This window comes from Streptomyces sp. NPDC008079, assembly GCF_042957385.1.
In the GTDB taxonomy this organism is placed as follows: Bacteria; Actinomycetota; Actinomycetes; order Streptomycetales; family Streptomycetaceae; genus Actinacidiphila.
Map to the genome: position 1 here is coordinate 297,330 of NZ_JBIBIC010000003.1, position 22,047 is coordinate 319,376.

General features: G+C 72.0%; 20 protein-coding genes. 6 read left to right on the forward strand and 14 right to left on the reverse strand.

Going from position 1 to position 22,047, the window contains the following annotated elements; all coding sequences use genetic code 11:
* Positions 1–27 precede the first annotated feature (27 nt).
* From ACFZAM_RS10680 to mce, 7 genes are all read right to left on the reverse strand, one after another.
* Positions 28–945, reverse strand: a complete 918-nt coding sequence (locus ACFZAM_RS10680) for an ABC transporter permease (RefSeq protein WP_391044602.1) — start codon at positions 943–945, stop codon at positions 28–30.
* On the reverse strand, positions 942–2,177 hold the full coding sequence (locus ACFZAM_RS10685) for an ATP-binding cassette domain-containing protein (RefSeq protein ID WP_391044604.1): 1,236 nt from the start codon (positions 2,175–2,177) through the stop codon (positions 942–944). Before ACFZAM_RS10685 ends, ACFZAM_RS10680 begins: the two co-directional genes overlap by 4 nt.
* 173 nt (positions 2,178–2,350) lie before the next feature.
* Positions 2,351–3,124: an ABC transporter permease gene (locus ACFZAM_RS10690; protein WP_355344138.1), complete on the reverse strand. Its 774-nt coding sequence runs from the start codon at positions 3,122–3,124 to the stop codon at positions 2,351–2,353.
* A gap of 1 nt (position 3,125) precedes the next feature.
* On the reverse strand, positions 3,126–4,130 hold the full coding sequence (locus tag ACFZAM_RS10695; protein ID WP_391044606.1) for an ATP-binding cassette domain-containing protein: 1,005 nt from the start codon (positions 4,128–4,130) through the stop codon (positions 3,126–3,128).
* 181 nt (positions 4,131–4,311) lie between these two features.
* The gene (locus tag ACFZAM_RS10700; protein WP_188281921.1) at positions 4,312–5,250 is read right to left on the reverse strand and encodes a cellulose-binding protein; all 939 of its coding nucleotides are present in this window, start codon (positions 5,248–5,250) and stop codon (positions 4,312–4,314) included.
* Between the two features lie 103 nt (positions 5,251–5,353).
* Positions 5,354–8,896 (reverse strand): polarized growth protein Scy, encoded by a 3,543-nt coding sequence (gene scy, locus ACFZAM_RS10705; protein ID WP_391044609.1) that lies wholly within the window; start codon positions 8,894–8,896, stop codon positions 5,354–5,356.
* 180 nt (positions 8,897–9,076) lie between these two features.
* Positions 9,077–9,547, reverse strand: a complete 471-nt coding sequence (gene mce, locus ACFZAM_RS10710; protein WP_355349668.1) for a methylmalonyl-CoA epimerase — start codon at positions 9,545–9,547, stop codon at positions 9,077–9,079.
* A gap of 140 nt (positions 9,548–9,687) precedes the next feature.
* On the opposite strand from mce, the gene ACFZAM_RS10715 reads away from it, so the two are divergent.
* Positions 9,688–10,887, forward strand: a complete 1,200-nt coding sequence (locus ACFZAM_RS10715) for an acetyl-CoA C-acyltransferase (protein WP_391044614.1) — start codon at positions 9,688–9,690, stop codon at positions 10,885–10,887.
* 94 nt (positions 10,888–10,981) lie between these two features.
* Positions 10,982–11,962, forward strand: coding sequence for a methylmalonyl Co-A mutase-associated GTPase MeaB (gene meaB / locus ACFZAM_RS10720; RefSeq protein WP_391044617.1), 981 nt, complete (start codon positions 10,982–10,984; stop codon positions 11,960–11,962).
* A gap of 35 nt (positions 11,963–11,997) precedes the next feature.
* Here meaB and ACFZAM_RS10725 read toward each other — a convergent pair whose 3' ends face one another.
* Genes ACFZAM_RS10725 through ACFZAM_RS10745 form a run of 5 tightly spaced genes read right to left on the reverse strand, consistent with a single transcriptional unit; the run spans position 11,998 to position 15,452 of the window.
* Positions 11,998–12,486 carry a MarR family transcriptional regulator gene (locus tag ACFZAM_RS10725; RefSeq protein ID WP_355349659.1) on the reverse strand — a complete coding sequence of 163 codons (489 nt, stop codon included), beginning with the start codon at positions 12,484–12,486 and terminating at the stop codon, positions 11,998–12,000.
* Between the two features lie 55 nt (positions 12,487–12,541).
* On the reverse strand, positions 12,542–13,321 hold the full coding sequence (locus ACFZAM_RS10730; RefSeq protein ID WP_391044824.1) for an AIM24 family protein: 780 nt from the start codon (positions 13,319–13,321) through the stop codon (positions 12,542–12,544).
* 11 nt (positions 13,322–13,332) lie between these two features.
* Complete coding sequence (locus ACFZAM_RS10735; RefSeq protein WP_355349656.1) at positions 13,333–13,983, reverse strand: AIM24 family protein; 651 nt, start codon at positions 13,981–13,983, stop codon at positions 13,333–13,335.
* Positions 13,983–14,621 carry an AIM24 family protein gene (locus tag ACFZAM_RS10740; protein WP_355349653.1) on the reverse strand — a complete coding sequence of 213 codons (639 nt, stop codon included), beginning with the start codon at positions 14,619–14,621 and terminating at the stop codon, positions 13,983–13,985. The genes ACFZAM_RS10735 and ACFZAM_RS10740 overlap by 1 nt, the downstream gene beginning before the upstream one ends.
* A gap of 6 nt (positions 14,622–14,627) precedes the next feature.
* Complete coding sequence (locus ACFZAM_RS10745) at positions 14,628–15,452, reverse strand: DUF2127 domain-containing protein (protein WP_355349651.1); 825 nt, start codon at positions 15,450–15,452, stop codon at positions 14,628–14,630.
* A 210-nt stretch (positions 15,453–15,662) separates the two neighbouring features.
* Here ACFZAM_RS10745 and ACFZAM_RS10750 point away from each other — a divergent pair, with 210 nt between their 5' ends.
* Together ACFZAM_RS10750 and ACFZAM_RS10755 are read left to right on the forward strand one after the other, a co-directional pair.
* Positions 15,663–16,007: a DUF3817 domain-containing protein gene (locus tag ACFZAM_RS10750; RefSeq protein WP_188281912.1), complete on the forward strand. Its 345-nt coding sequence runs from the start codon at positions 15,663–15,665 to the stop codon at positions 16,005–16,007.
* Positions 16,004–16,297 (forward strand): MTH1187 family thiamine-binding protein, encoded by a 294-nt coding sequence (locus tag ACFZAM_RS10755; protein WP_189873200.1) that lies wholly within the window; start codon positions 16,004–16,006, stop codon positions 16,295–16,297. Before ACFZAM_RS10750 ends, ACFZAM_RS10755 begins: the two co-directional genes overlap by 4 nt.
* 83 nt (positions 16,298–16,380) lie before the next feature.
* Here ACFZAM_RS10755 and ACFZAM_RS10760 read toward each other — a convergent pair whose 3' ends face one another.
* Entirely contained in the window at positions 16,381–17,367 is a 987-nt protein-coding gene (locus tag ACFZAM_RS10760; protein ID WP_355349647.1) for a DUF5937 family protein, read from the reverse strand.
* Between the two features lie 70 nt (positions 17,368–17,437).
* Here ACFZAM_RS10760 and ACFZAM_RS10765 point away from each other — a divergent pair, with 70 nt between their 5' ends.
* Positions 17,438–18,784, forward strand: a complete 1,347-nt coding sequence (locus tag ACFZAM_RS10765) for an MFS transporter (RefSeq protein WP_391044621.1) — start codon at positions 17,438–17,440, stop codon at positions 18,782–18,784.
* Between the two features lie 91 nt (positions 18,785–18,875).
* Here the strand turns inward: ACFZAM_RS10765 and ACFZAM_RS10770 are convergent, their stop codons facing one another.
* Positions 18,876–19,991: a peptidoglycan bridge formation glycyltransferase FemA/FemB family protein gene (locus ACFZAM_RS10770; RefSeq protein ID WP_355349677.1), complete on the reverse strand. Its 1,116-nt coding sequence runs from the start codon at positions 19,989–19,991 to the stop codon at positions 18,876–18,878.
* A gap of 326 nt (positions 19,992–20,317) precedes the next feature.
* Between ACFZAM_RS10770 and murJ the strand changes: the two genes are divergently transcribed.
* Entirely contained in the window at positions 20,318–22,018 is a 1,701-nt protein-coding gene (gene murJ / locus ACFZAM_RS10775) for a murein biosynthesis integral membrane protein MurJ (protein WP_391044624.1), read from the forward strand.
* The last annotated feature ends 29 nt before the right edge of the window (positions 22,019–22,047 follow it).

Sequence of the window (22,047 nt, forward strand, 5' to 3'; positions counted from 1 at the left end):
TTCCTGACGCTCAGACGCCCCTGACGCTCAGACGTCCCTGCTGTTGAGGGTCGCGTACGCCGCTCCCAGCAGCACCGCCGTGACGCAGGCCAGCGTGATGAGCTGGGGCAGGCCGTTCTGGTCGCCCTCGCCGATCATCGGGAAGTGGTAGAGCGAGGCCAGCGAGTTGGGCGCGGAGAACCGCACCAGCTTGTCGCGGGCCCCGTCCAGGCTGGACGGCAGGAAGATCGCGATCAGCAGCGGCAGCAGGACGACGCCCAGCATGGTGGTGATCGCCCCGGCCGAGTGCCGCAGCAGCGTGCCGACGGCGAGCGCCAGCAGGCCGAGCAGCGCCACGTAGAGGCCGACGCCGACGGTCGCGCCCAGCCATTCGGTGCCGCTCGCGGCGGTCACGCCGTCCTTGATGACGACGCCCGGGTGCGGGTCCTCCAGGTCGTATCCGGAGACCCGCTTGCCGGACATCACGCTCCAACTGATGAGCGCGGTCATCGTGCAGGCGACCGTGGTGGTCACGAAGGACAGCAGGAAGAAGACGATCGCCTTCGCCGTCAGGACCCGCGAGCGCCGCGGGCACGCGGTCAGGGTGGTACGGATCATGCCGGTGCCGTACTCGGAGGTGATCACCAGCACGCCCAGCGTGATGATCGCCAACTGGCCCAGGATCAGGCCGAACAGGCCGGGCGCGAGCACCGGCACGCTGGTGTCGTTGCTGTGGTCGATCGGCACGACCACCAGCAGATTGATGCCGATGACCAGGACGAGCATCACGCCGAGCGTCCACACCGTGGAGCGCACCGTGCGGATCTTCGTCCACTCCGAGCGCACCGCCTGCCCGAGGGTGGTCTGCGCGACCGGCAACTGCGAGGCGAACTGCGGCTGCGGCGGCTGCTGTTGCTGGTAGCCGCCGTGGGGGGCGGAGGCCGGGAACTGGGCCGGGGCGGTCATCGGGCGTCCTCGCTGTCGGACTTGTCCATGTTCAGGGCGGCGGGTGCGGGCGGTGCGGCGGGTGCGGCGGGCTGAGGCGCGGGAGCGGCGGGAGCGGCCGGCGGCGGCTGGTGAGCGTACGACTGCTGCGGTACGGGCGCGGCCACCGGCTGCTGCTGGTACCCCCAGCCGGGCTGCTGCTGCCCGTAACCCGGCTGCCCGTACGGCTGTTGCTGCCCGTACGGCTGCTGCCAGCCCTGCGCTCCCGGCGGCGGTGCGTAGCCGCCGGGGCCCTGGACGGCGTACGGCGCCGCGTGCTGGAGGCCCTGGCGCGGGTCCTGCGTCGAGCGGTAGTCGACCGCGCCGCTGGTCAGGCGCATGTACGCCTCCTCCAACGACGCCTGGTGCGGCGACAGTTCCCAGATCCGGACCTCGGCGTCGTACGCGATGTCGCTGATCCTGGGCAGTTCGAGGCCGGTGACGCGCAGCGCGCCGTCCTGCTCCGGCTGTACGGCGGCGCCCGCGTCGGTGAGCGCCTTGCTGAACTTCTCCCGCTCACCGCCCTCGGCGGGCGTGCGGACCAGCGCGTAGCCGGTCGAGTGGTGCGCGATGAAGTCCTTGACGCTCATGTCGGCGAGCAGTTGGCCGCGGCCGATGACGATGAGGTGGTCGGCGGTCAGCGCCATCTCGCTCATCAGGTGGCTGGAGACGAAGACCGTACGGCCCTCGCTCGCCAGCTTGCGCATCAGATTGCGCACCCAGTGGATGCCCTCGGGGTCGAGGCCGTTGACCGGCTCGTCGAAGAGCAGCACCTCCGGGTCGCCGAGCAGCGCGCCCGCGATGCCGAGCCGCTGGCCCATGCCCAGCGAGAAGCCCTTCGAGCGGCGGGAGGCCACGTCCTGGAGGCCGACGACGCCCAGCACCTCGTCGACCCTGCGGGCCGGGATGCCGGAGAGCTGCGCCACGCAGAGCAGGTGCTGGCGGGCGCTGCGGCCCCCGTGCACCGCCTTGGCGTCCAGCAGCGCGCCCACCTTGCGCGGCGCGTTCGGCAGCCGCCGGTACGGCACTCCGCCGATGGTCACCTGGCCGGAGGTCGGCTCGTCCAGGCCCAGGATCATCCGCATCGTCGTGGACTTGCCCGAGCCGTTCGGGCCGAGGAATCCGGTGACGGTGCCAGGCCGTACCTGGAACGACAGGTTGTACACGGCTGTTTTCGCGCCGTACTGCTTGGTCAGGCCGACTGCCTGGATCATGCTCCGCCCCTCGCTGCAACGGAGGCGACTCGCCCCCGTGAGGGAGGAAGCGTAGCCGGTGGGAGTTGGTTCCCCCCACCGTCCCCCGGAGTTGCACCCGGGAGGTGCCCCCATCGCGACAATCGGGACTCGGCCGACGTGCGGGGCCGCCCGGAAGACGGCCCCTTACCGCGTCAGGCGTCGCGCTTGGCCAGCACCACGTAACCGCCGACCAGCGCCACGATCACCCAGATCGCCATGATGCCGATACCGCCCCAGGGGCCGTACGCGGTGTGGTCGCCCGAATCCGGCACCACCTGCATGATCTTCTGGCCCGCCTGGTCGGGGAGGTACCTGGCGAACGTCTTCACCTTCGGCACCGCCGACAGGATCGGCGAGACCAGGAAGAAGAACGGCATCAGGATGCCGAGACCCAGCATCGGGCTGCGCATCATCGCGGCGGCGCCGACGCACAGCAGCACCATCAGCGTCATGTAGAGCCCCGCGCCGAAGACGGCCCGCAGCACCCCCGAGTCGCTGATCGACGTCTTGTGCGAGCCGAGCAGCGCCTGGCCGAGGAAGAACGCGACGAAGCTGGTGGCCATGCCGACCACCAGGCCCAGCAGGCCCGCGATGGCGACCTTGCAGAAGTAGAACATCCCGCGCTGCGGGACGGCCGCAAGCGAGGTGCGGATCATGCCGGTGCTGTACTCGCTGGAGATCACCAGCACACCGAAGACGATCAGTGCCAACTGGCCGAGCGACATGCCGAAGAAGCTGGTGTTCGTGGCGTCGAAGGTCGCCCTGTCCGTGGCGGACCTGTCGTGGAAGGTGTTGTTGACCACCAGACAGATCAGCGCGCCCAGACCCACGGTGACGATGAAGGCGAGCGCCAGCGTCCAGACCGTGGAACGTACCGACTTGATCTTCGTCCACTCCGACTGGAGGACGGCGGTAGGAGACGCCATGTCAGTTCCCCTTCCCGGAGCCGGAGTTGCGCCAGTCCGCACCCCACTGCGGGGCGCCGGGTTGCGGCGCGGCACCGCCCGGACCGGGCGGCGGCGCGAGCACACCGCCCGCGTGGTACTCCACCGAGTCCGCGGTGAGCTGCATGAACGCTTCCTCCAACGATGCCCGCTGCGGGCTGAGTTCGTGCAGCACCACCTGATGCTGCGCGGCCAGCTCGCCGAGCTGCGCCGTGTCGCCGTCCTGGATCTCGAACGTGCCGTCGCTCGTGGTCACCGGGGTGAACCCCGCCGTGGCCAGCACGTCCTTCAGCCGCTCCGGCTGGGGGGTGCGAATCCGCACGTAGGAGCGGGAGTTCTTCTCGATGAAGTCGGCCATCGAGGTGTCGGCCATCAGCCGGCCGCGGCCGATCACGATCAGATGCTCGGCGGTCAGCGCCATCTCGCTCATCAGGTGACTGGAGACGAAGACCGTACGGCCCTGCGCGGCCAGCCCCTTCATGAGATTGCGGATCCAGTGGATGCCCTCGGGGTCGAGACCGTTGACCGGCTCGTCGAACATCAGGATCTCGGGGTCGCCGAGCAGCGCGCCCGCGATGCCGAGCCGCTGGCCCATGCCCAGCGAGAAGCCCTTGGAACGTTTCTTCGCCACGGCCGTCAGACCGACCGTCTCCAGCACCTCGTCCACCCGGTGCCGCGGAATGCGGTTGGACTGCGCCAGGCACAGCAGATGGTTGTACGCCGTCCGCCCGCCGTGGATGGCCTTGGCGTCCAGCAGTGCGCCGATGTACTTCAGCGGCTCGCTGAGCTGCGCGTAGTGCTGACCGTCGATGCGTACGTTGCCCGAGGTCGGGTTGTCCAGCCCGAGCATCATGCGCATCGTCGTGGACTTGCCCGCGCCGTTGGGCCCGAGGAAGCCGGTCACCACGCCGGGGCGCACGGTGAAGGTCAGATTGTCGACGGCGGTCTTGTCCCCGTACCGCTTGGTGAGCCCCTGCAACTCAATCATGGTGGCGAGGCTAGCAACCGCCCCGGAGTAAACCGAAACCCCCGCCCGGGATGGGCGGGGGTGTCGGGCGACCCGTCGGCGAACGTTCAGCCCGTGTTCAGAGGCTTCAGCCCGTGTTCAGACGCTCTGGCCCTTCCTTCGGCCGCGGCTCCTGACCGGGCCCGAGCTTCCGATCGGGAGATCAGCGGGACTGCTGCGCCGGGACGCCACGCGAGATCGGCTCGTCGTCGGCCGGAGCACCGGCCGCGGCGACCGCGGCACCGGTCAGCGTCGCCAGCATCTCGCGGACGTTGGTGAGCTGAGCGTTGATGCTGTCGCGGCGGTTGGTGAGCGCCGCCAGCTCGCGCTCGGACTCGCTGCGGATCCGGTCGGCCTTCGCGTTCGCGTCCGCGACGATGTCCTCGGACTGACGCTGAGCGGTCTCCACCGTCTGACGCGCGCGACGCTCGGCGTCGGTGCGCAGCTTCTCCGCCTCCAGGCGGAGCTGCTCGGCGCGGTGCTCGATCTCCGCCAGGCGCTTCTCGGCCTTGGCCTGACGGCCCGCCAGGTCACGCTCGGACTGCTCGCGGCGCTTGGCCAGGTTCGTCTCGAAGTCCGCGGCGGCCTGGGCGGCCTTGGCGCGGGTCTCCTCGAAGAGGGCGTCCGCCTCCTCGCGCTTGTTCTGCGCGTCCTTCGTGGCGTCGGCGCGGAGCTGCGAAGCGTCGCCCTTCGCCTTGTCGACGATACGGACGCCCTCGTCCTCGGCCTTCGACTTGCGGTCGGCGGCGAACGCCTCCGCGTCGTTGCGCACCTGGTTGGCGGCCGACTCGGCCAGCTCGCGGTGCTGCTCGGCGGCGCGGCGGGCCTCCTCGCGCAGGTCCTTCGCCTCCTCCTCGGCGAGGCGCAGGATCTTCTCGACACGGGCACCGAGACCCGCGTACGACGGCTCCGAGTCATTGACCTGGGCCTGGGCGTTCTGGGTTTCGAGGTGCAACTCCTCGATGCGCTTCTCCAGCGCGGTGATCCTCGTCAGTGCGCTGTCACGGTCGGCGACGAGCTTCGTGATGCGGTCGTCCACCTGTCCGCGGTCGTATCCGCGCCGAACGAGCTCGAAGCCGAAGGGGGAGGAAGTGTCGCTCATGGGGATCCTGTCGATTCAGACCGGTTGAGGTGATAGGGGGAATCCTAGGGGCCCAGGCGGCGTGTCACCGAGCCATTGCCTATTAGGTATGGAGAATGTCCGCTCAATCGAGTGGAGCATCGTCGATGCGCTTGCCACTCGAACGAGTGGTTCCCGCGCCCGCACCAGCGGTGACACCGCCACCGGGTGCCTCGAACGACTCCAGCGCCTCCAGCACGTCCTGGACGCGAGAGATCTCCGCGTTGATGTCTTCTCTGCGGCGCACGAGGATCTCCAGCTCTCGTCTGCCCTCGGTCACGATGCGATCGGCTTCGCTGCGGGCCTCCCCCTTGACCCGCTCGGCCTCGCGCTCGGCCTCGGCCTTCTTCTGCTCGGCCTCCTTCAGGAGGCCCTCGACCTTCTTCACCGCGGCGATACGGACCTTGCTCGCCTCGGAGGTGGCCGTGGACTTGATCTCGGCGGCCTTCTGCTCCGCCTCGGCGAGCTGCTCGGTGGCGGCGGTGACCAGCTTGTCGACCCGCTCGCCGACGGTCTTCATCGCCTCCGCGGCCTCCTTGCGGGCCCGGTCGTGCAGCTCCTCGACCTCGGACTCCACGCGCTGGCGCAGTTCCTCGGTACGTTCCCTTATGGCCGTCGCGTCGTGCCTGGCCTCGCCGAGCATGGTGTCCGCGTCGGTCCGCGCCCGCTCGACCAGGCTGTTGCCCTCCGCCGTCGCCTCGTTGACCAGCCGCTCGGCCTCGCCGCGGGCCGCGCCGACCATCGCGTCGGCCTGCTCCTCGGCCGTCGCCGCGGTCCTGCGGGCCTCCGCCTGCGCCTTGCCGATCAGCTCGTCCGCCTGCTCCGCGGCCTCGCTGCGGCGCTTGTTGGCCGCCTCGCGCGCCTCGTCGAGGATGCGCTGCGAATGCGTCCGCGCCTCCTCGGCCTCGCGCTCCGCGGTGTCCAGCGCGTCCTTGGCGAGGATACCGAGCCGTTCGGCCTCCTCGCGGGCCTTGGTGACCAACTGGTCGGCCTGGCCCGCCGCGTCGGTACGCATCCGGTTGGCGTCGTCGCGGGCCTCGGCGCGCAGCCGGTCGGACTCCTCGATCGCCTCGGTGACCGTACGGTCGGCCAACTGCCGTGCCGCGTCGGCCTCTTCCTGGCTCTCCCGGCGGATCCGCGCCGAGTCCTCCGACGCCCGCTCCCGCTCGGAGCTGGCGTCCGCGCGCAGCCGGTCCGCCTCGCCCTGGGCCTCGCCGCGCACCCGCTGGGCCGCGTGCTCGGCCGCCGAGCGGAGCCCGGCGATCTCCTCCTCGGCCTCCTGGTGCAGATGCGCGACCGAGTCGCGGACCTGCTGCGCGGTGGCCTCCGCCGCCGCGACCGCCTCCGCGGCCCGCTGGTCGGCCTCCGCGCCCAGCCGGTCGGCCTCCGCCGCCGCGTCCTCGACGCGCTTGCGGGCGGCGGCCAGCAACTCCTCGCTCTCGCGGCGGGCCTGCGCGCGCTCCTGCTCGGCCTCGCCGCGGGCGGCGCCCAGCAGCTCCTCGGCCTCGCGGCGGCGCCTGGCCGCCTCCTCCTGCGCGGCGGCCAGCGCCTCCGCGGCCTCCGTACCGAGGCGCTCGGCCGCCGCGGCGGCCTCCGCGCGGACCCGGTCCGCGTGCTCCTTGGCCTCCGCGCGCCGCTGCTCGGCCTCCGCCGCCGCCTCCGCCTGGAGCCGTACGGCGACGCTCTCGCCCTCCGCGCGGGTCTGCGCCGCGTCCGCCGCGGCCTCGTCCCGCAGCCGTACCGCCTCGGCCTCGGCCTGCTCCTGGAGGGTGCGGACCCGCTCGGCGGTCTCCTGGCGCAGCCGCTCGGCCTCCTCGGCGGCCTCCCGGCGCAGCCGCTCCGCCTCGGTGTCCGCGTCGCGCAGCGACTGCTCGGCGGCGGCGAGCCGGGCCTCGGCCTCCTCGCGGAGCCGTACCAGGTCGGTCTCGGCCTCCTCGCGCATCCGGGCGACGAGCGTCTCGCCCTCCGTGCGCTGCCGCTCGGCGGCCTGCTCGGCCTCCTCCTTGACCGTCGCGGCCTGCCGCTCCGCCTCCTGGCGCAGCTCCTCGGCCTCGGCGCGGGCGTGCTGGAGGGCCTCCTCGGCCTTGGTGTTCAGCGCGGAGGCCCGCTCGACGGACTCGGTCCGCATCCGGTCGGCCTCGGCGGCCGCGCCCTGCCGCAGCTCGTCGCCGTCGGCCTTCGCCTTGGCCAGCAGCTCCTCGGCGCGGCTCGCGGCCTCCTCGATCTGCTGGACGGCCTCCCTGCGGGCCTCACCGCGGATCCGCTCGCCCTCGGCGACCGCGTCGGCCCGCAGCTGCTCGGCCTCGCCGCGCAGCCGCCTGGCCTCCTCCTGGAGCTCGACGGTCCTGGCCCGGTACTCCTCGGTGTCGTCCTGGGCGGCGCCGCGCAGCTCCTGCGCGGACGCCTCGGCCTCGCTGCGCAGCCGCTCGGCCTCCGCCTCCGCCTCGCGCCGGATCCGCTCGGCCTCCTCGCCCGCCGACTTCGTGGTGGAGCGGGCGTCCTCCGACGCCTTGGTCAGGATCTCCTCGGCCGACCTGGCGGCCTGCGCCAGCTGGGCGGCGGCGTCCTCGGACGCGGCGGCGCGGGCGGTCTCCTGCGCCTCGGTACGGATGCGCTCGGCCTCGGCGCGGGCGTCGGCGACGGTCTGCTCGGCCTCGGCCTTGGCGCTGTCCACCTGCTTGGTGGCCTCGCCGACCATGCGGGCGATCTCGGCCCTGGCCGTACGGGTGCGCTGCTCGTTCTCCGTCTCGGTGGCCGCCAGGCGCTTGGCGGCGCCGGCCGTGGCCTCCTCGCGCAGCCGCTCGGCCTCCGCGCGGGCGGTGCGCAGCGCCTCGTCGGCCTCCCGCAGCCGCTCCTCGGCCAGCCGGGACAGCTCGATCGCCCGGCTTCTGGCCTCGTCGGACTCGCTGCGGGTGGAGGTGCGCAGCTGCTCGGCCTCGCTGGTGGCCTCCTGCGCCTGCGTCGAGGCGGCGGTCAGCAGCCGCTCGGCGTCGGTGCGGGCCCGGCGCAGCAGCTGCTCCGCCTCGTTGCGCGCGGCCTGCGCCTCCGAGGTCAGCCGCTCGCGGGTCTGCTCGGCGACCCGGGTGGCCTCGGCGCGGGCGGCGGCCAGCGCGGCCTCGGACTCGGCGCGGGTCTCGTCCAGCAGGCGGCGGGCCTGCGACTCGCTGCGGGCCCGCAGCTGCTCGGCCCACGCCACGTTCTCGTTGACGTGCGTCTCTACGGTCGCGCGGCGCTCGCCCAGCTCCTCGTCGAGCTGCCGCCGCCGGGCGATGGCCTCGGCGTGCCACTCCGCCTCGAAGCGGGCCTGGTGCTCGGCCTGCTCCTGGAGCAGCCGCTGGGTCTGGGCGCGGGCGTCGCGCAGCTCGCGCTCGGCGTCGGCGCGGAGCTGGTCGGCCTGGATCTGGGCGTTGCGCAGGAGCTGGTCGGCCTGGTGGCCGATGTTGTCGTAGGCAGGGCGGGACGCCAGATTGCGGCGCGCCTCGTGCAGCTTGGCGCGCAGCACCTCGACCTGGTATCCGAGGTCGTCGGCGTGGTCGACGGCCTTGCCCCGCTCGGTACGAAGCCGCTCCATCTCGGCTTCGAGCTGAGAGAGGTGGTCGTCAGCCTGGTAGCTGTCGTTGCCCCGCACTCCGCGGTCCCATCGGTCTCCTGGCGTACTCACCCGCCAACCGGGTGAGATTCCTCGTCACTCCGTTTGAAGACAGAGCTCTACGAAGAATGGTGTCAGATCAACGTCGCGGAGCGCGAGCGTACCCGCGTGCCCACCCCGGTCGGCCCGGTCACTCTACCGGGCAGGACGGGGGTTGGGTCAGTGGTCCCGGGAGCCCTTCGCTGTCTCTGCCGTGGTCTTTTCCGCCGAGGTGACCAGCTCGGTCAGTACGCCGTGGCAGTCCTTGGGGTGCAGGAACGTGATCCGGGAGTCCATCGAGCCCCTGCGCGGCTCGTCGTAGAGCACCCGTACGCCCTTGTCGCGGATCGCGGCGGAGTCGGCGTCCACGTCCGCGGTGCCGAAGGCGATGTGGTGCACGCCCTCGCCGTTCTTGGCCAGCCACTTGCCGACCGCGGAGTCCTCCCGGGTGGGCTCCAGGAGCTGGAGGTAGCTGGCGCCCCCGTCGGAGGTGCCGTTGATCCTGAGCATGGCCTCGCGTACGCCCTGCTCCTCGTTCACCTCGCTGTGCGCCACTTCGAAGCCGTAGGTGGCACGGTAGAACTCGACGGTCGCGTCCAGGTCGAAGCAGGCGATGCCGATGTGGTCGATGCGGGTCAGCCCAGTAGCCATGGACACAGTGCACCGCACCGGTATGTGGTCACGCAACGTGCGCGCCGTCACACGTTCCGACGGGTGACCGAGCGGCCTACCCCTCAGTACATTGACGATAACCCTCGTTAACTTCTCTCTTCAGCCGAAGGGGCCGCACCATGACCAGCCAGGCACGTACATCCGTGATCGTCGCAGGTGCCCGAACCCCGATGGGCAGGCTCCTGGGCAGCCTGCGCACCTTCTCCGGGTCGGACCTCGGCGGTGTCGCGATCAAGGCCGCGCTCGACCGCGCCGGAATCGGCGGCGACCAGGTGCAGTACGTGATCATGGGCCAGGTGCTCCAGGCGGGCGCGGGCCAGATCCCGGCCCGGCAGGCGGCGGTCAAGGCCGGCATCCCGATGAGCGTGCCCGCGCTCACCGTCAACAAGGTGTGCCTGTCCGGCCTCGACGCCATCGCGCTGGCCGACCAGCTCATCCGGGCCGGCGAGTTCGACATCGTGGTCGCGGGCGGCCAGGAGTCCATGACCAACGCCCCGCACCTGCTGCCCAAGTCCCGCGAGGGACACAAGTACGGCGCGATCGAGATGCTGGACGCGATGGCGTACGACGGGCTGACCGACGCCTTCGAGAACATCGCGATGGGCGAGTCGACCGAGACGCACAACGGGCGGCTCGGCATCGAGCGCGCCCCGCAGGACGAGTTCGGCGCGCTGTCCCACCAGCGGGCCGCCGCCGCGCAGAAGAACGGCGTCTTCGACGCCGAGATCACCCCGGTGGAGATCCCGCAGCGCAATGGCGACCCGGTGGTCTTCAGCCAGGACGAGGGCATCCGCCCCGAGACCACCGCCGAGTCGCTGGGCAAGCTGCGGCCCGCCTTCAAGAAGGACGGCACGATCACCGCCGGTACGGCCTCGCAGATCTCCGACGGCGCCGCCGCCGTGGTCGTCATGAGCCGCGCCAAGGCGGAGGAGCTGGGGCTGGAATGGCTCGCCGAGATCGGCGCCCACGGCAATGTCGCCGGCCCGGACAACTCGCTCCAGTCCCAGCCGTCCAACGCCATCAAGCACGCGCTCGGCAAGCAGGGCCTGACCGTGGACGACCTCGACCTCATCGAGATCAACGAGGCGTTCGCGGCCGTCGCCGTCCAGTCGATGAAGGACCTGGGCGTCACCCCTGAAAAGGTGAACGTGAACGGCGGCGCCATCGCCCTGGGCCACCCGATCGGCATGTCGGGAGCACGTATCGTGCTGCACCTGGCCCTCGAACTGAAGCGGCGCGGCGGCGGTACGGGAGCGGCGGCGCTGTGCGGCGGCGGCGGACAGGGCGACGCGCTGATCATCACGGTCGCGGGGAACTGACGGGCCCGGCCCTTCGGTTCCACGGCTTTTCCGGGTTCTTCCCGGGTCTTTTCGGGCTTTTTCGGTAGTGAGCGGGAAGAGGGAGCGAACAGACGTGGTGGACGTCCTCACCTTGGTCGAGCAGGCGCGGCAGGGGCGGCCGAGGGCCGTGGCCCGGCTGATCTCGCTCGTGGAGGGGGCGTCCCCGCAACTCCGCGAGGTGATGGCCGCACTCGCGCCGCTGACCGGCGGCGCGTACGTGGTCGGCCTCACCGGGTCGCCCGGCGTCGGCAAGTCCACGTCGACCTCGGCGCTGGTCACCGCATACCGCAAGGCGGGCAAGCGGGTCGGCGTCCTGGCCGTCGACCCGTCGTCGCCGTTCTCCGGCGGCGCCCTGCTCGGCGACCGCGTCCGTATGTCGGAGCACGCCTCCGACCCCGGCGTCTACATCCGCTCCATGGCCACCCGCGGCCACCTCGGCGGCCTCGCCTGGGCCGCCCCCCAGGCCATCCGGGTGCTGGACGCGGCGGGCTGCGACATCGTCCTCGTCGAGACCGTCGGCGTCGGGCAGTCCGAGGTCGAGATCGCCGCGCAGGCCGACACCTCCGTCGTGCTGCTCGCCCCCGGCATGGGCGACGGCATCCAGGCCGCCAAGGCCGGAATCCTGGAGATCGGCGACGTCTACGTGGTCAACAAGGCCGACCGCGACGGCGCCGACGCCACCGCCCGCGAGCTGAACCACATGCTCGGCCTCGGCGAAGCCCGCGAGGCGGGGGACTGGCGGCCCCCCATCGTCAAGACCGTCGCCGCGCGCGGCGAGGGCATCGACGAAGTCGTCGAAGCCCTGGAGAAGCACCGCGCCTGGATGGAGGAGCGCGGCGTCCTGGCCACCCGCCGCCGGGCCCGCGCCGCCACCGAGGTCGAGCACATCGCCGTCACCGCCCTGCGCTCCCGCATCGGCGACCTCCGCGGCGACCAGCGCCTGGACTCCCTCGCCGAGCGCGTCACCGACGGCACCCTCGACCCCTACGCGGCGGCCGACGAACTGATCGCCGGCCTCACCTCGAACGAGCCCCGGACCTCTCCTGAGGACTGAGGCGCTGAGGCGCTGAGCCCCTGAGACCCGCGGGGCTACTTCTCACGGACCGTGCGGAGGTGGTCGGCCACCGGGGCCATGGCGCGGCGGTAGGTCGCGAGGTCCTCCGGCGCGATGAGGTCGATGAAGTGCGCGCGGACCGCGGCGACATGACGGGGGGCGACCTGGCGCATGGTGGCCCAGCCCTGGTCGGTGAGGACCGCGTAGAGACCGCGGCGGTCGGACTCGCAGTTCTCGCGGCGGACGAGACCGGCCGCCTCCATGCGGGTGATCTGGTGCGAGAGGCGGCTCTTGGACTGGAGCGTGGAGCGCGCCAGATCACTCATGCGCAGCCGCCGCTCCTCGGCCTCGGAGAGGTTGACCAGGATCTCGTAGTCGTTGTTGGTCAGGCCGAAGGACTGGAGGTCCCGCTCGAGTTGGTACATGAGCAGCCGGCTGACGTCCAGATGGATGCGCCAGGCGCGCTGCTCGTCCTCGGTGAGCCAAGCCGTAGCGCTTTCAGCTTCTGCTGTCACGGTCTCCATAGAGTGAATTCTACCGGCGGTCACACCGCGGATGATCGTCAGGGTAGCGGGACGGTCACCGTCCGAAACGGCCCTGCCCGGGTGCGCCCGCGCCGGGGACGCCGGGTCCGGCCTGTCCCGGCACGCCGCCGGTGTCGACCTCGGCCATCAGCGTCTCGGTGGACTGGAGCAGCACCTGCCCCGCGCCGACGAACTCGAACTGGTGCTCCTCGCCCGACGCCCCGCCGAGCCCGGTCATCGCGCGGATACCGCCGAGGACACCGCGCAGATACGCGTGGTCGTAGTGGTGGCAGGGGGACGGGCAGTCCGCCCAGCCGACCAGCGCCTGCGGGTCGACCCGGATCGGCGGCTCCACGAAGTGCACCGCGCCGTTCGACGCGGCCACGAACTTCCCCGTGCCGATCAGCGTCAGAAAGCCGGGAATGATCGACTGCTTGAGCGCCAGCGTGGGCTCGAAGGCCAGCAGATTCCCCGACCTGATGGTCAGATTGCCGTCCTCCAGATCGTACGAATTGATGTCGTACGACCGGTCGGCGAGCAGCATCTTGCCGCGCCCCTGCGCCACCACCCAGTCCGCGGCGTGCAGCGGCGAGTGGAAGCTGGTGGCGACCAGCCGGTCCAGCGGGCCGTGCCCGATCGCGTGGAAGTCGACCTGCCCGTAATAGGCGATCATCTTCCCCTTCTGGAGGAACCACTGCCCGTCCAACTCCACGCAGAAGGCGTACGGGTTGACGTTGTCGTTCACCGGCAGCGTGTACGGGTCGTACACCACGGGACCGCCGCTGTCGCCCGGCGCGCCGCCCGGTACGCCGCCCCCCGGAGGGCCCCAGCCCATCGGACCGCCGCTCACAGCTTCTCCTCCGACGCCTGTACGTAGACCATTCCCTGCCCGGACAGCTCCAGTTGGAACGCCTCGCCCGAACCGCGCCCGACCATCTCGCGCCAGCCGAGCGCCGCGGACAGCTTGTTGCGTACGTCGCCGCGGTGGGCGACATACGCCTGCGGATCGACGTGCACCGGGCGCTGCGGGGCGATGGGCAGTTCGATGACACCGCCGTGCGCCATGACGGCGACCGACCCCTTGCCCTGGAGCGTGGTGGTGAACAGGCCCTGCCCGGTGACCTGACCGCGTATGACGCCCATGACACCGCCCTGCGAACCCATGAACATGGTGCCCTGCCGGAGCGAGCCGTCGAAGGCGAGCAGCCGGTCGGCCTCGACGTACAGCGTCTCGCCCGCGAGGTCGATGGAGTGGATGTGGTGCCCGCCGTGCCCGAACATCACCGAGCCGTCGCCCTCGATGGTCATCAGCGGCGTCGCCTCGTTGGCGACCCGGCGGCCGATCATCGACATCACACCGCCCTGCCCGCCGGTGATGCTCGGCGTGAAGGAGACCTCCCCGCGGTACGCCAGCATCGCCCCGCGCTGGCTGAACATCCGCTGGCCCGGGGCGATCGCGGCCTCCACCATCTTGGAGTTGATCCTGGTGAACGGCATCAGAGCTGACCCCCGATCGTGGTGCGCTCGCTGGGCTGCACGTACACCAGCCCCTCGCCCTCGAAGCGGATCTGGAAGCTCTCGCCCGACCCCTCGCCGATCACCGTGCGCCAGCCCACCGACTGCTGGAGCTGCTGCCGCAGATTCCCGGTGTGCGCGATGTACGCGCCCGGGTCCACGATCAGCGGCGTCGCGGCCGACACCCGCAACACGATCGCGGGCCCGTCGGACATCACGGCCGCCTGCCCGGTGCCCTCGACGGTCGTGGTGAACAGGCCGTTGCCCTGCGAGGCGCCGCGCAGCCCGGTGAAGGTGGTGCCGGTGCGCAGCGCGGAGTCGGTGGCCAGCAGATTGCTCGCCTCGACGTACAGCTTCTCGCCGTTCAGCCGGACCAGATTGATCTCGGTGGCCCGGTCGGCGAAGTAGCACGTGCCGTGCCCCTTCACTTCCATGACGGCCATCGACTCACCGGTGATCCGGCGGGTGACCAGGCCGCGCAGGCCCTCGCCGCCGCCGGTCATCTTCTTGAACGTCATCTCGCCCTCATAGGCGACCATCGCGCCGTTCTTCGCCTTGACGGTGTCGCCGGTGAGGTCCACGGCGAGCACCCGGGTGCCCTGGAGCCGGAAGCGTGGCATCGCGGATCAGACGCCGTCCGCCGTGGACCGCTGCCGCACCGGCAGCGGCGGCTTGGGCGCGTGGTCGCCCGGCACCTCGCCCGCGGCCTCCTCGACCTCCAGCAGCGACGCGCTCCGGCGCTCGGCCTCGAACGCCTTGTGGCCGCCGCGCAGCCCGAACAGCCGCTTGCCGAGCAGGATGTAGAGGACGGCCAGCACATTGAGCGTGATCGTGGCGACCTTGAACCAACTGACCCGCTCGGTCAGCTCGTAGCCCTCGATCGGCAGGAACGCGGCGGTCGCCACCACCGCCAGATACTCCGCCCAGCGCTTGCCCCACCACAGGCCGAAGCCCTCGATGATCTCGATCAGCGCGTACGCCAGCAGCAGGGCGGCGACGAGCTGGAGGGTGGAGTGCTTGTAGTCGAACGTCTTGCGGATGGTGTCGACGACCGGCGAGTGGTCCAGGTCGTAGTGGAAGTGCTCGGCGACCGGCTTGAAGACGGTGAGGTCCTTCTCGAACAGGTCGCGCACCGCGTTCTGCGAGTTGCTGAACCGCCAGACCGCCCAGGCGGCGATCAGGACCAGCAGGCCGCGCAGGATTCGCTCGACGGCCAGGAAGCGCAGGATGAACAGGTCGCGCAGCGCCCGGCCGCGCGGCACCTCGGGGGCGCGGTCGGCGGGGCCGGCGCCGTGCGGGTCGCCGAGGACGAAGTCGCCGCAGCGCAGACAGCGCCACACCGTGCCGACGGCGGTGCTCGCGTGCAGCTTCTGCCGCAGGTGGTTCTCGTCGGGCGCGTAGGTGATGTGCCCCTTGCGGGCGCAGTGCCGCCGGTCCCAGTCCATCGTCATCGTGTCTCGGTCCCCGTTGGGTGGTCGGTCAGGTCGTGCGGATCACGTCGTGCGGGTGGTGCGTACGGGTCGTGTCGTGGACAGGGACGCTATCGCCCGTCCCGCGGTTTCCTACCCCCGGGGCGGACCATCGATACGGGCCGGTGATAATGGGGTGGTCTTGTGATCACGTTCACAAGCCTGTTTCCCGTCACCGACAGTGAGGTTCTCGTGGACCTGAAGACCGCCACCGCCCTGCGCAGACTCCGTCTGATCTCCGCCCCGGAAGCGGTGTCGTTCCTGCTGCTGATGGTCTGCTCGGTGCTCAAGCGGACCACCGACTTCAACGCGGTGCCCGTCATGGGCATGGTGCACGGAGTCCTGTTCGTCCTCTACGTCGTCTTCTGGGCGGACGCCTGGCGCCGCGCCAAGTGGTCGCCGGCCCGCGGCGCCCTCTTCTTCGTGCTGTCCGTCCTGCCCACCGGCGGCTTCTTCGCCGAGCGGATGCTGCGCCGCGAGTCCGAGGAGTCGGTCGTGGCCGCGCGCGGCGCTCAGGGCGAGGCGGTCGGCGCATGATCGTCGCCTTCTCCGTCACCCCGCTGGGCGTCGGCGAGGACGTCGGCGAGTACGTGGCCGACGCCGTCCGCGTGGTCCGCGAGTCCGGGCTGCCGAACCGTACGGACGCGATGTTCACCTCCGTCGAGGGGGAGTGGGACGAGGTGATGGACGTCGTACGGCGGGCCGTCGCCGCGGTCGAGGCGCGTGCGCCCCGGGTGTCGCTGGTCCTCAAGGCCGACATCAGGCCGGGCGTGACGGACGGACTGACCTCGAAGGTCGAGACGGTGGAGCGCCACCTCTCCGAGTAGCGGAGCGGCGGGGCGGCGGAGTGCCGCGATGGCGGACGCCCGGATGGCGGCGGGCGCCGTCAGCGGCCCGTTGTCCCGCGTGCTCAGAACAGCCCGCCGGTCGTGAGCGCGATCCCGAGCGGCGTCCGTTCGTACAGCACCTGGTGCCCGTAGCGCCGGGACGCCAGCAGACCGGCGTCGCGCAGCACCGCCAGATGCGCGGAGACCGACGAGAGCGCGAGGGCGTGCCGGTGGGCCAGCGCCGTCGTGGTGCTGGGCGCGTCGAGGTCGCTGAGGATCGCGGCCCGGTTGGCGCCGAGCAGCGCGATCATCGCGGCGGACGCGGTCGGCCCGGTCTCGGCCCACAGCCCGCCGATGCCGCGTGCCGGATAGACGACGGTGGGCTGCCAGGGCGGGTCGAAGGCGTTGCCCGCCTCGGGCCAGAAGAAGACGCTGGGCACCAGCACCAGCCCCTGGCCGCTGAGATCCGGCAGGTGCGAGGTGTGCCCCGCCGCCGTCAGCGCGCCCTCCGACCAGCTCAGCTTCGGGTGCAGCGCGGTGAACAGCCGCTGCATGCCGCCGTCCGCCAGCCGCCGCGCGTGATAGGCGATGTCCGCCTCGAGCACCGCCCGCAGCCGGGGCCAGTGCGGGGCGAGCAGGGCAGCCCACACATGCTCGTACAAACCGGCCAACTGCCGTACGGTTCCGGCCGGATCGGCGAGCATCGCGCGGCCCCGCTTGCCGTGCTCCGCGCCCGGGGTCTGGGCCAGCGCGGCCTGGATCTGGCGGTGCGCCTCGTCCGGGTCCGTGGCCCGTACGACGTCGAGTTCGTCGTCCAGGGTGCCCAGGGGCGCCTGGGGCGGGGGGTGCAGAAAGTCCGGGGGGTGCCCGTGATCCGGTGCCAGCAGCCACAGCGGAGCCAGGTCGAGACCGGCCGCGGCGGCCCTGACCTGCCGCAACCAGGGCAGGTGGTAGCCGTGTCGGTCCGGCCGGGACAGGGTACGTATCGCCCCCTGGGTCTCCCGCAGCGGTGAGATGGCGAAGCGGCACCGCAGAAGGTCCTCAGCCGCAAATCGCATACGAAACGACATCACGACCCCCAAGATTCGGCTCAGTCCGAAACACTACGATATGCAGTGCTCATGCCACCAGGGTGATGTCATGACAACGGACAGCGAGCACCCCCCACCAGGTGGACGCACCCCATCGCCGACCGGTTCGCAGCCCGCTCCCACCACCCACGGGAAGGGCGACGGCACGCCTCCTACCAGCGGCGCGACCGCCACCGGCGACAGCACCCCCACCGGCTACGGTGCCGTTTTCGCGGTCAGGGAATTCCGCCCGATCTTCGCCGCGCATGTCCTGTCCGTCCTCGGCAGCGTCTTCGCCGAGGTCTCGCTGGCCGTCCTCGTCTTCCGGCAGACCGGCTCCGCCGTCCTCACCGCGCTGATCTTCGCGCTCGGTTTCCTGCCCTACGCGCTCAGCGGCATCCTGCTGTCCGGAATCTCCGACCGGTACCCCACCCGCCGCGTCCTGGTGGCCTGCGATCTGCTCTGCGCGGCCTTCGTCGCGGTGATGGCCGTGCCGGCCACGCCGCTCGCCCTTCTCTTCGTGCTACGCGTGTCCGTCTCGATGATCACGCCGCTGTTCACCGGCACGAGGGCCGCCAGCCTGGCCGACATCCTCCACGGCGACGTCTTCGTGCTCGGCCGCTCCCTGGTGCGGATCGTCGGCCAGAGCTCGCAGATCATCGGCTACGGAATCGGCGGTCTCGTCCTGGTGTGGCTGTCGCCGCGCGCCGCGCTGCTGGTGACGATCGGCACCTTCCTCAGCTCCGCGCTGCTGCTGCGCTTCGGCACCCGCGACCGGCCCGCCCGGGTCACCGGGACCGGCGCCATGATGCGCGACTCGATCGGCTCCGCGGGGCGGCTGTTCCGCAACGCGCGAATCCGCTCGCTGATGCTCATGTGGTGGGTGCCGCCGATGTTCTGCGTCGTCGCCGAGGGCGTCGCCGCGCCCTACGCGGACGCGGCGGGCGCGGGCTCCGCGGGCTTCGGCATCCTGCTCGCCGCGATGCCCGCGGGCACCGTCGTCGGCGAGGTGCTGGCGGGCACGCTGCTCACCCCGTCCGCCCGCGAACGGATCGCCATCCCGCTCGCCGCCGTCTCGATGCTGCCCTTCGTCTGCTTCCTCGTGCACCCCTCGCTGCCGCTGGCGATCGTGCTGCTGCTGATCACCGGGGTCACCACCGCGTACGCGCTCGGCATCGACAAGTGGTTCGTGCACGACGTGCCCGAGGACATGCGCGGCCGGGCCATGTCGCTGCTCGGCGCGGGGATCATGACGCTCCAGGGCGTCGGCATGACGGTCGGCGGCGCCGTCGCGGAGTGGGTGCCGCCCTACGCGGTGATCGCGGGCGCGGGGATACTCGGCACGCTCAGCGTCGTGCCCGTGCTGCGGTCGGTACGCCGTACGCAGCCGATGGGCGCCGCGGCCAGCCCCGCCTGAGCGGCAACGGCCCTTTCGGGGCTACGCGTTGAGCCCGTGAGCCCGTGGGCCCGTGAGCCCGTGAATTTGTCAGCCCGTGGCCCCCGAGCGTTCAGCGCCGGGTCAGATACGCGTGCATCGCCCGGTGCAGCGTCTTGTTGACCGCGCCCTGGAGCGGCAGCTCCCACTCGCCCACCGTCTCCACCGCCTCCCCGCCGGTGCCCAACTTCCAGCGCAGCAGCCCGTAGGCGCGCGCCGCAGGGTCGAGGCCGTCGGGCACCCCGCGCATGTCGTAGACCGCCGCGCCCATCGCCTGCGCGTCGCACAGCATCCGCCACTGGAGCGCGTTGCTCGGCCGCACCTCGCGGCGGTGGTCGGCCGAGGCACCCGTCTGGTACCAGACCCGGCCGCCGTCCGGCGCGGTCAACAGCGTGTGCGCGGCGAGGAGTTCGCCCTCGTGCCGCGCGGTGTACAGCCGCATGCGGCCCGGCTCCTCGGCGTTGAGCGCCTCGTACTGCCGCCGGTAGTAGTCCAGCGACCGGCCGAGGTCGAAGCCGTCGCGGGCCTCGGTGACCCGCAGCAGCTCGTGGAAGGCCGGCAGCGCCTCCGGACCCTCGACACCCGTGCGCACACCGCACTTGGCGGCCTTCTTCACGTTGCGCCGCCACTCCTGGTTGAGGCCGGTCCACAGGTCGTCCAGACCGCGCCCGGCCAGCGGTATCTCGAACACCAGCCGCGGCTGCGCGTCCCCACCCTGCCCGTCCTCGCCGCAGCGCCGCCAACCGCCCTCGCGCAGCCGGTCGGAGACCGCCGCGCCCAACGGCTCGACCAGGTCGGGCAGCACGTCACCGACCCGGCGCCCGGGGCCCGACGCGTCCTTCAACGTCCGCGCCGTCCACCGCCGGTACGCCAGCGGCGGCCCCATCCGTACCGCGAACGCCCCCGTACCGCGCAGGTGTTCCAGCAGCGGGTCGAGCCAGCGGTCCAGGCGCGGATCGGCCCAGTCCACCGCGGGGCCCTCCGGGAGGTACGCGAACGACCGCCGTACGCCCGGCAGTTGGCGGTACAGGACCAGCGCGGAGCCGACCGGCCGGTCGTGCTCGTCCAGCCAGGCCAAGCTCTCCGCCTGCCAGCCGGACTTCACCCGCGCCCAGGCGGGCGTCTGGAGGAAGCTCGCGGTGTACGGGCCGGGGCGGCGGACGAAGTCGGCGTGCGCGGAGGCGGGCATCGGCAGCAGCCGCAGAGCACCGGTGCCGGTGCCTTTGTCGCCCGCGGCGCGGTCGGAGCCGGAGCCGGAGCCGGAACGCTGGTGAGTGGTCATCGTCAAGGCGTCGTCCTCCGCGCTGCGGGGCGGGCCGGGGCGGCCCGCTCACGAAGGACACGCCCGGCGCGGCCGTCAGGTGACAGAGACTTTTCCGACACCCGCCGTACCGCCCCGCGACTTCCGTCAGCCGTGACCGCCGGGGCAGACTGCGCGTCTGCCCAGGGGACGGGGACCCGCGCGACCAGCCGGTACCGGGCACAGGACGATCAGCGTGAACAGGGGACCGACGGGTGACTTCAGCAGTGGACGGCTCCACGCACCGCAAGGGGCGGCGGGCGCACGCCCGCGACACCAACTCCCTGCGGCGCAGCGGCGGTCTGATGATGGCCGGGTCGCTGGTGTCCCGCGCCACCGGCTTCCTGCGGCTGGCGACGATCACCGCCGCGCTCGGCACGGCGGCGGCCGGAGACGCCTTCGGGGTCGCCAACACCGTGCCCAACATCATCTACGCGCTGATGATCGGTGGCGCCCTCCAGTCCGTCTTCGTCCCCGAACTCGTCCGCGCCGCCCGCGAGCACGCCGACGGCGGCCAGGCGTACACCGACCGGCTGCTCACCCTGTGCGCGGTCGCGCTGCTCGCCGTCACCGCCCTCGCGGTGCTCGCCGCGCCCTGGCTGGTCAGCGCGTACGCGCCCGGCTTCAGCGGCGGCCAGCGCGACCTGACCGTGTCGCTGGCCCGCTACTGCCTGCCGCAGATCCTCTTCTACGGCCTGTTCACGCTCCTCGGCCAGGTCCTCGGCGCCCGCGACCGGTTCGGCGCCATGATGTGGACCCCGGTGCTCAACAACCTCGTCGTGATCGCCGTCTTCGGCCTGTACCTCGCGGTCGCGAGCGGGGGCATCGGACACCGGGACGCGCTGCTGCTCGGCCTCGGCAGCACCGCGGGCATCGCGGTGCAGGCCCTCGCGCTGCTGCCGTCGCTGCGCGCCACCGGCTTCCGCTGGCACCCGCGGTTCGACTGGCGCGGCGCCGGACTCACCCAGCCGATGCGGGCCGCCGTGTGGACGCTGCTGCTGGTCCTGGTCAACCAGGGCGCGTACTGGGTGGTGACCCGGCTGTCCACCTCCGCCGGACTGCGCGCGCTGGCCTCGGGCCACTCCACCGGCGTCGGCTACGCGGCCTACAGCAACGCGTACAGCCTGTGGGTCGTCCCGCAGGGCATCGTCACCGTGTCGCTGGCCACCGCGCTGCTGCCGCGCATGAGCCGGGCCGCGGCCGACGGCGACCACGCGGCGATCGGCGCCGACCTCACGCGCGGCCTCACCGTCTCCGGCACCGCCGTCGTCCCCGCCGTCTTCGCCTTCCTCACGCTCGCCCCGCAGATCACCGGCGTCGTCTTCCAGCACGGCGCCACCAGCGAGGCGGACGCCCGCGCCATCGCCTGGATGCTGGTCGCCTTCGCCGTCGGCCTGCCCGCCTTCGCGGGCCAGTACCTGCTCGCGCGCGGCTACTACGCGCTCGGCGACACCCGTACGCCCTTCTTCCTCAACGTCCTCATCGCCGCCGTCAACGCCGCGAGCGCCGCCGCCTGTTACGCGCTGCTCCCGGCCCGCTGGGCGGTCACCGGCATGGCCGCCGGATACGCGCTCGCCTGTACGGTCGGCCTGCTGGCCACCGCCGCGCTGCTGCGCCGCCGCCTGGGCTGGCGGCCCCGCGTCCTGGGCCACCACGTACGGCTCACCGCGGCCTTCCTGCCGGGCGCGGCCCTGGCGCTGCTCACCGCCCACGCCGTCACCGCCCGGCTCGGCGGCGGCCCGGCAGGCGACCTCACGGGCCTGCTGCTGGGCGCCGCCGCCCTGTGCCTGCCCGCGCTGGTGCTGGCCCGGCCGCTCGGGCTCGACCTCGGACCGGTGTCGCGGCTCACGGGAGGGCCTGCCAAGAGGCGCGGCGCGGGGCCCACGGAAAAAAACTCCCGTCCGCCTGTCACATAAGGCCGCCGCCGCGCGTGTAGTTCTGAGGG

What these genes read in the sequence shown, in the direction of transcription:
- ACFZAM_RS10695 (WP_391044606.1), bottom strand. Translation starts at nt 4,130, where the DNA reads ATGATTGAGTTGCAGGGGCTCACCAAGCGGTACGGGGACAAGACCGCC.
- ACFZAM_RS10755 (WP_189873200.1), top strand. Translation starts at nt 16,004, where the DNA reads ATGATCGTCGCCTTCTCCGTCACCCCGCTGGGCGTCGGCGAGGACGTC.
- ACFZAM_RS10730 (WP_391044824.1), bottom strand. Translation starts at nt 13,321, where the DNA reads ATGGGCTGGGGCCCTCCGGGGGGCGGCGTACCGGGCGGCGCGCCGGGC.
- ACFZAM_RS10680 (WP_391044602.1), bottom strand. Translation starts at nt 945, where the DNA reads ATGACCGCCCCGGCCCAGTTCCCGGCCTCCGCCCCCCACGGCGGCTAC.
- ACFZAM_RS10760 (WP_355349647.1), bottom strand. Translation starts at nt 17,367, where the DNA reads ATGTCGTTTCGTATGCGATTTGCGGCTGAGGACCTTCTGCGGTGCCGC.
- ACFZAM_RS10715 (WP_391044614.1), top strand. Translation starts at nt 9,688, where the DNA reads ATGACCAGCCAGGCACGTACATCCGTGATCGTCGCAGGTGCCCGAACC.
- ACFZAM_RS10725 (WP_355349659.1), bottom strand. Translation starts at nt 12,486, where the DNA reads ATGGAGACCGTGACAGCAGAAGCTGAAAGCGCTACGGCTTGGCTCACC.
- ACFZAM_RS10735 (WP_355349656.1), bottom strand. Translation starts at nt 13,983, where the DNA reads ATGCCGTTCACCAGGATCAACTCCAAGATGGTGGAGGCCGCGATCGCC.
- ACFZAM_RS10700 (WP_188281921.1), bottom strand. Translation starts at nt 5,250, where the DNA reads ATGAGCGACACTTCCTCCCCCTTCGGCTTCGAGCTCGTTCGGCGCGGA.
- ACFZAM_RS10740 (WP_355349653.1), bottom strand. Translation starts at nt 14,621, where the DNA reads ATGCCACGCTTCCGGCTCCAGGGCACCCGGGTGCTCGCCGTGGACCTC.
- ACFZAM_RS10685 (WP_391044604.1), bottom strand. Translation starts at nt 2,177, where the DNA reads ATGATCCAGGCAGTCGGCCTGACCAAGCAGTACGGCGCGAAAACAGCC.
- mce (WP_355349668.1), bottom strand. Translation starts at nt 9,547, where the DNA reads ATGGCTACTGGGCTGACCCGCATCGACCACATCGGCATCGCCTGCTTC.
- ACFZAM_RS10770 (WP_355349677.1), bottom strand. Translation starts at nt 19,991, where the DNA reads ATGCCCGCCTCCGCGCACGCCGACTTCGTCCGCCGCCCCGGCCCGTAC.
- ACFZAM_RS10745 (WP_355349651.1), bottom strand. Translation starts at nt 15,452, where the DNA reads ATGACGATGGACTGGGACCGGCGGCACTGCGCCCGCAAGGGGCACATC.
- ACFZAM_RS10765 (WP_391044621.1), top strand. Translation starts at nt 17,438, where the DNA reads ATGACAACGGACAGCGAGCACCCCCCACCAGGTGGACGCACCCCATCG.
- ACFZAM_RS10690 (WP_355344138.1), bottom strand. Translation starts at nt 3,124, where the DNA reads ATGGCGTCTCCTACCGCCGTCCTCCAGTCGGAGTGGACGAAGATCAAG.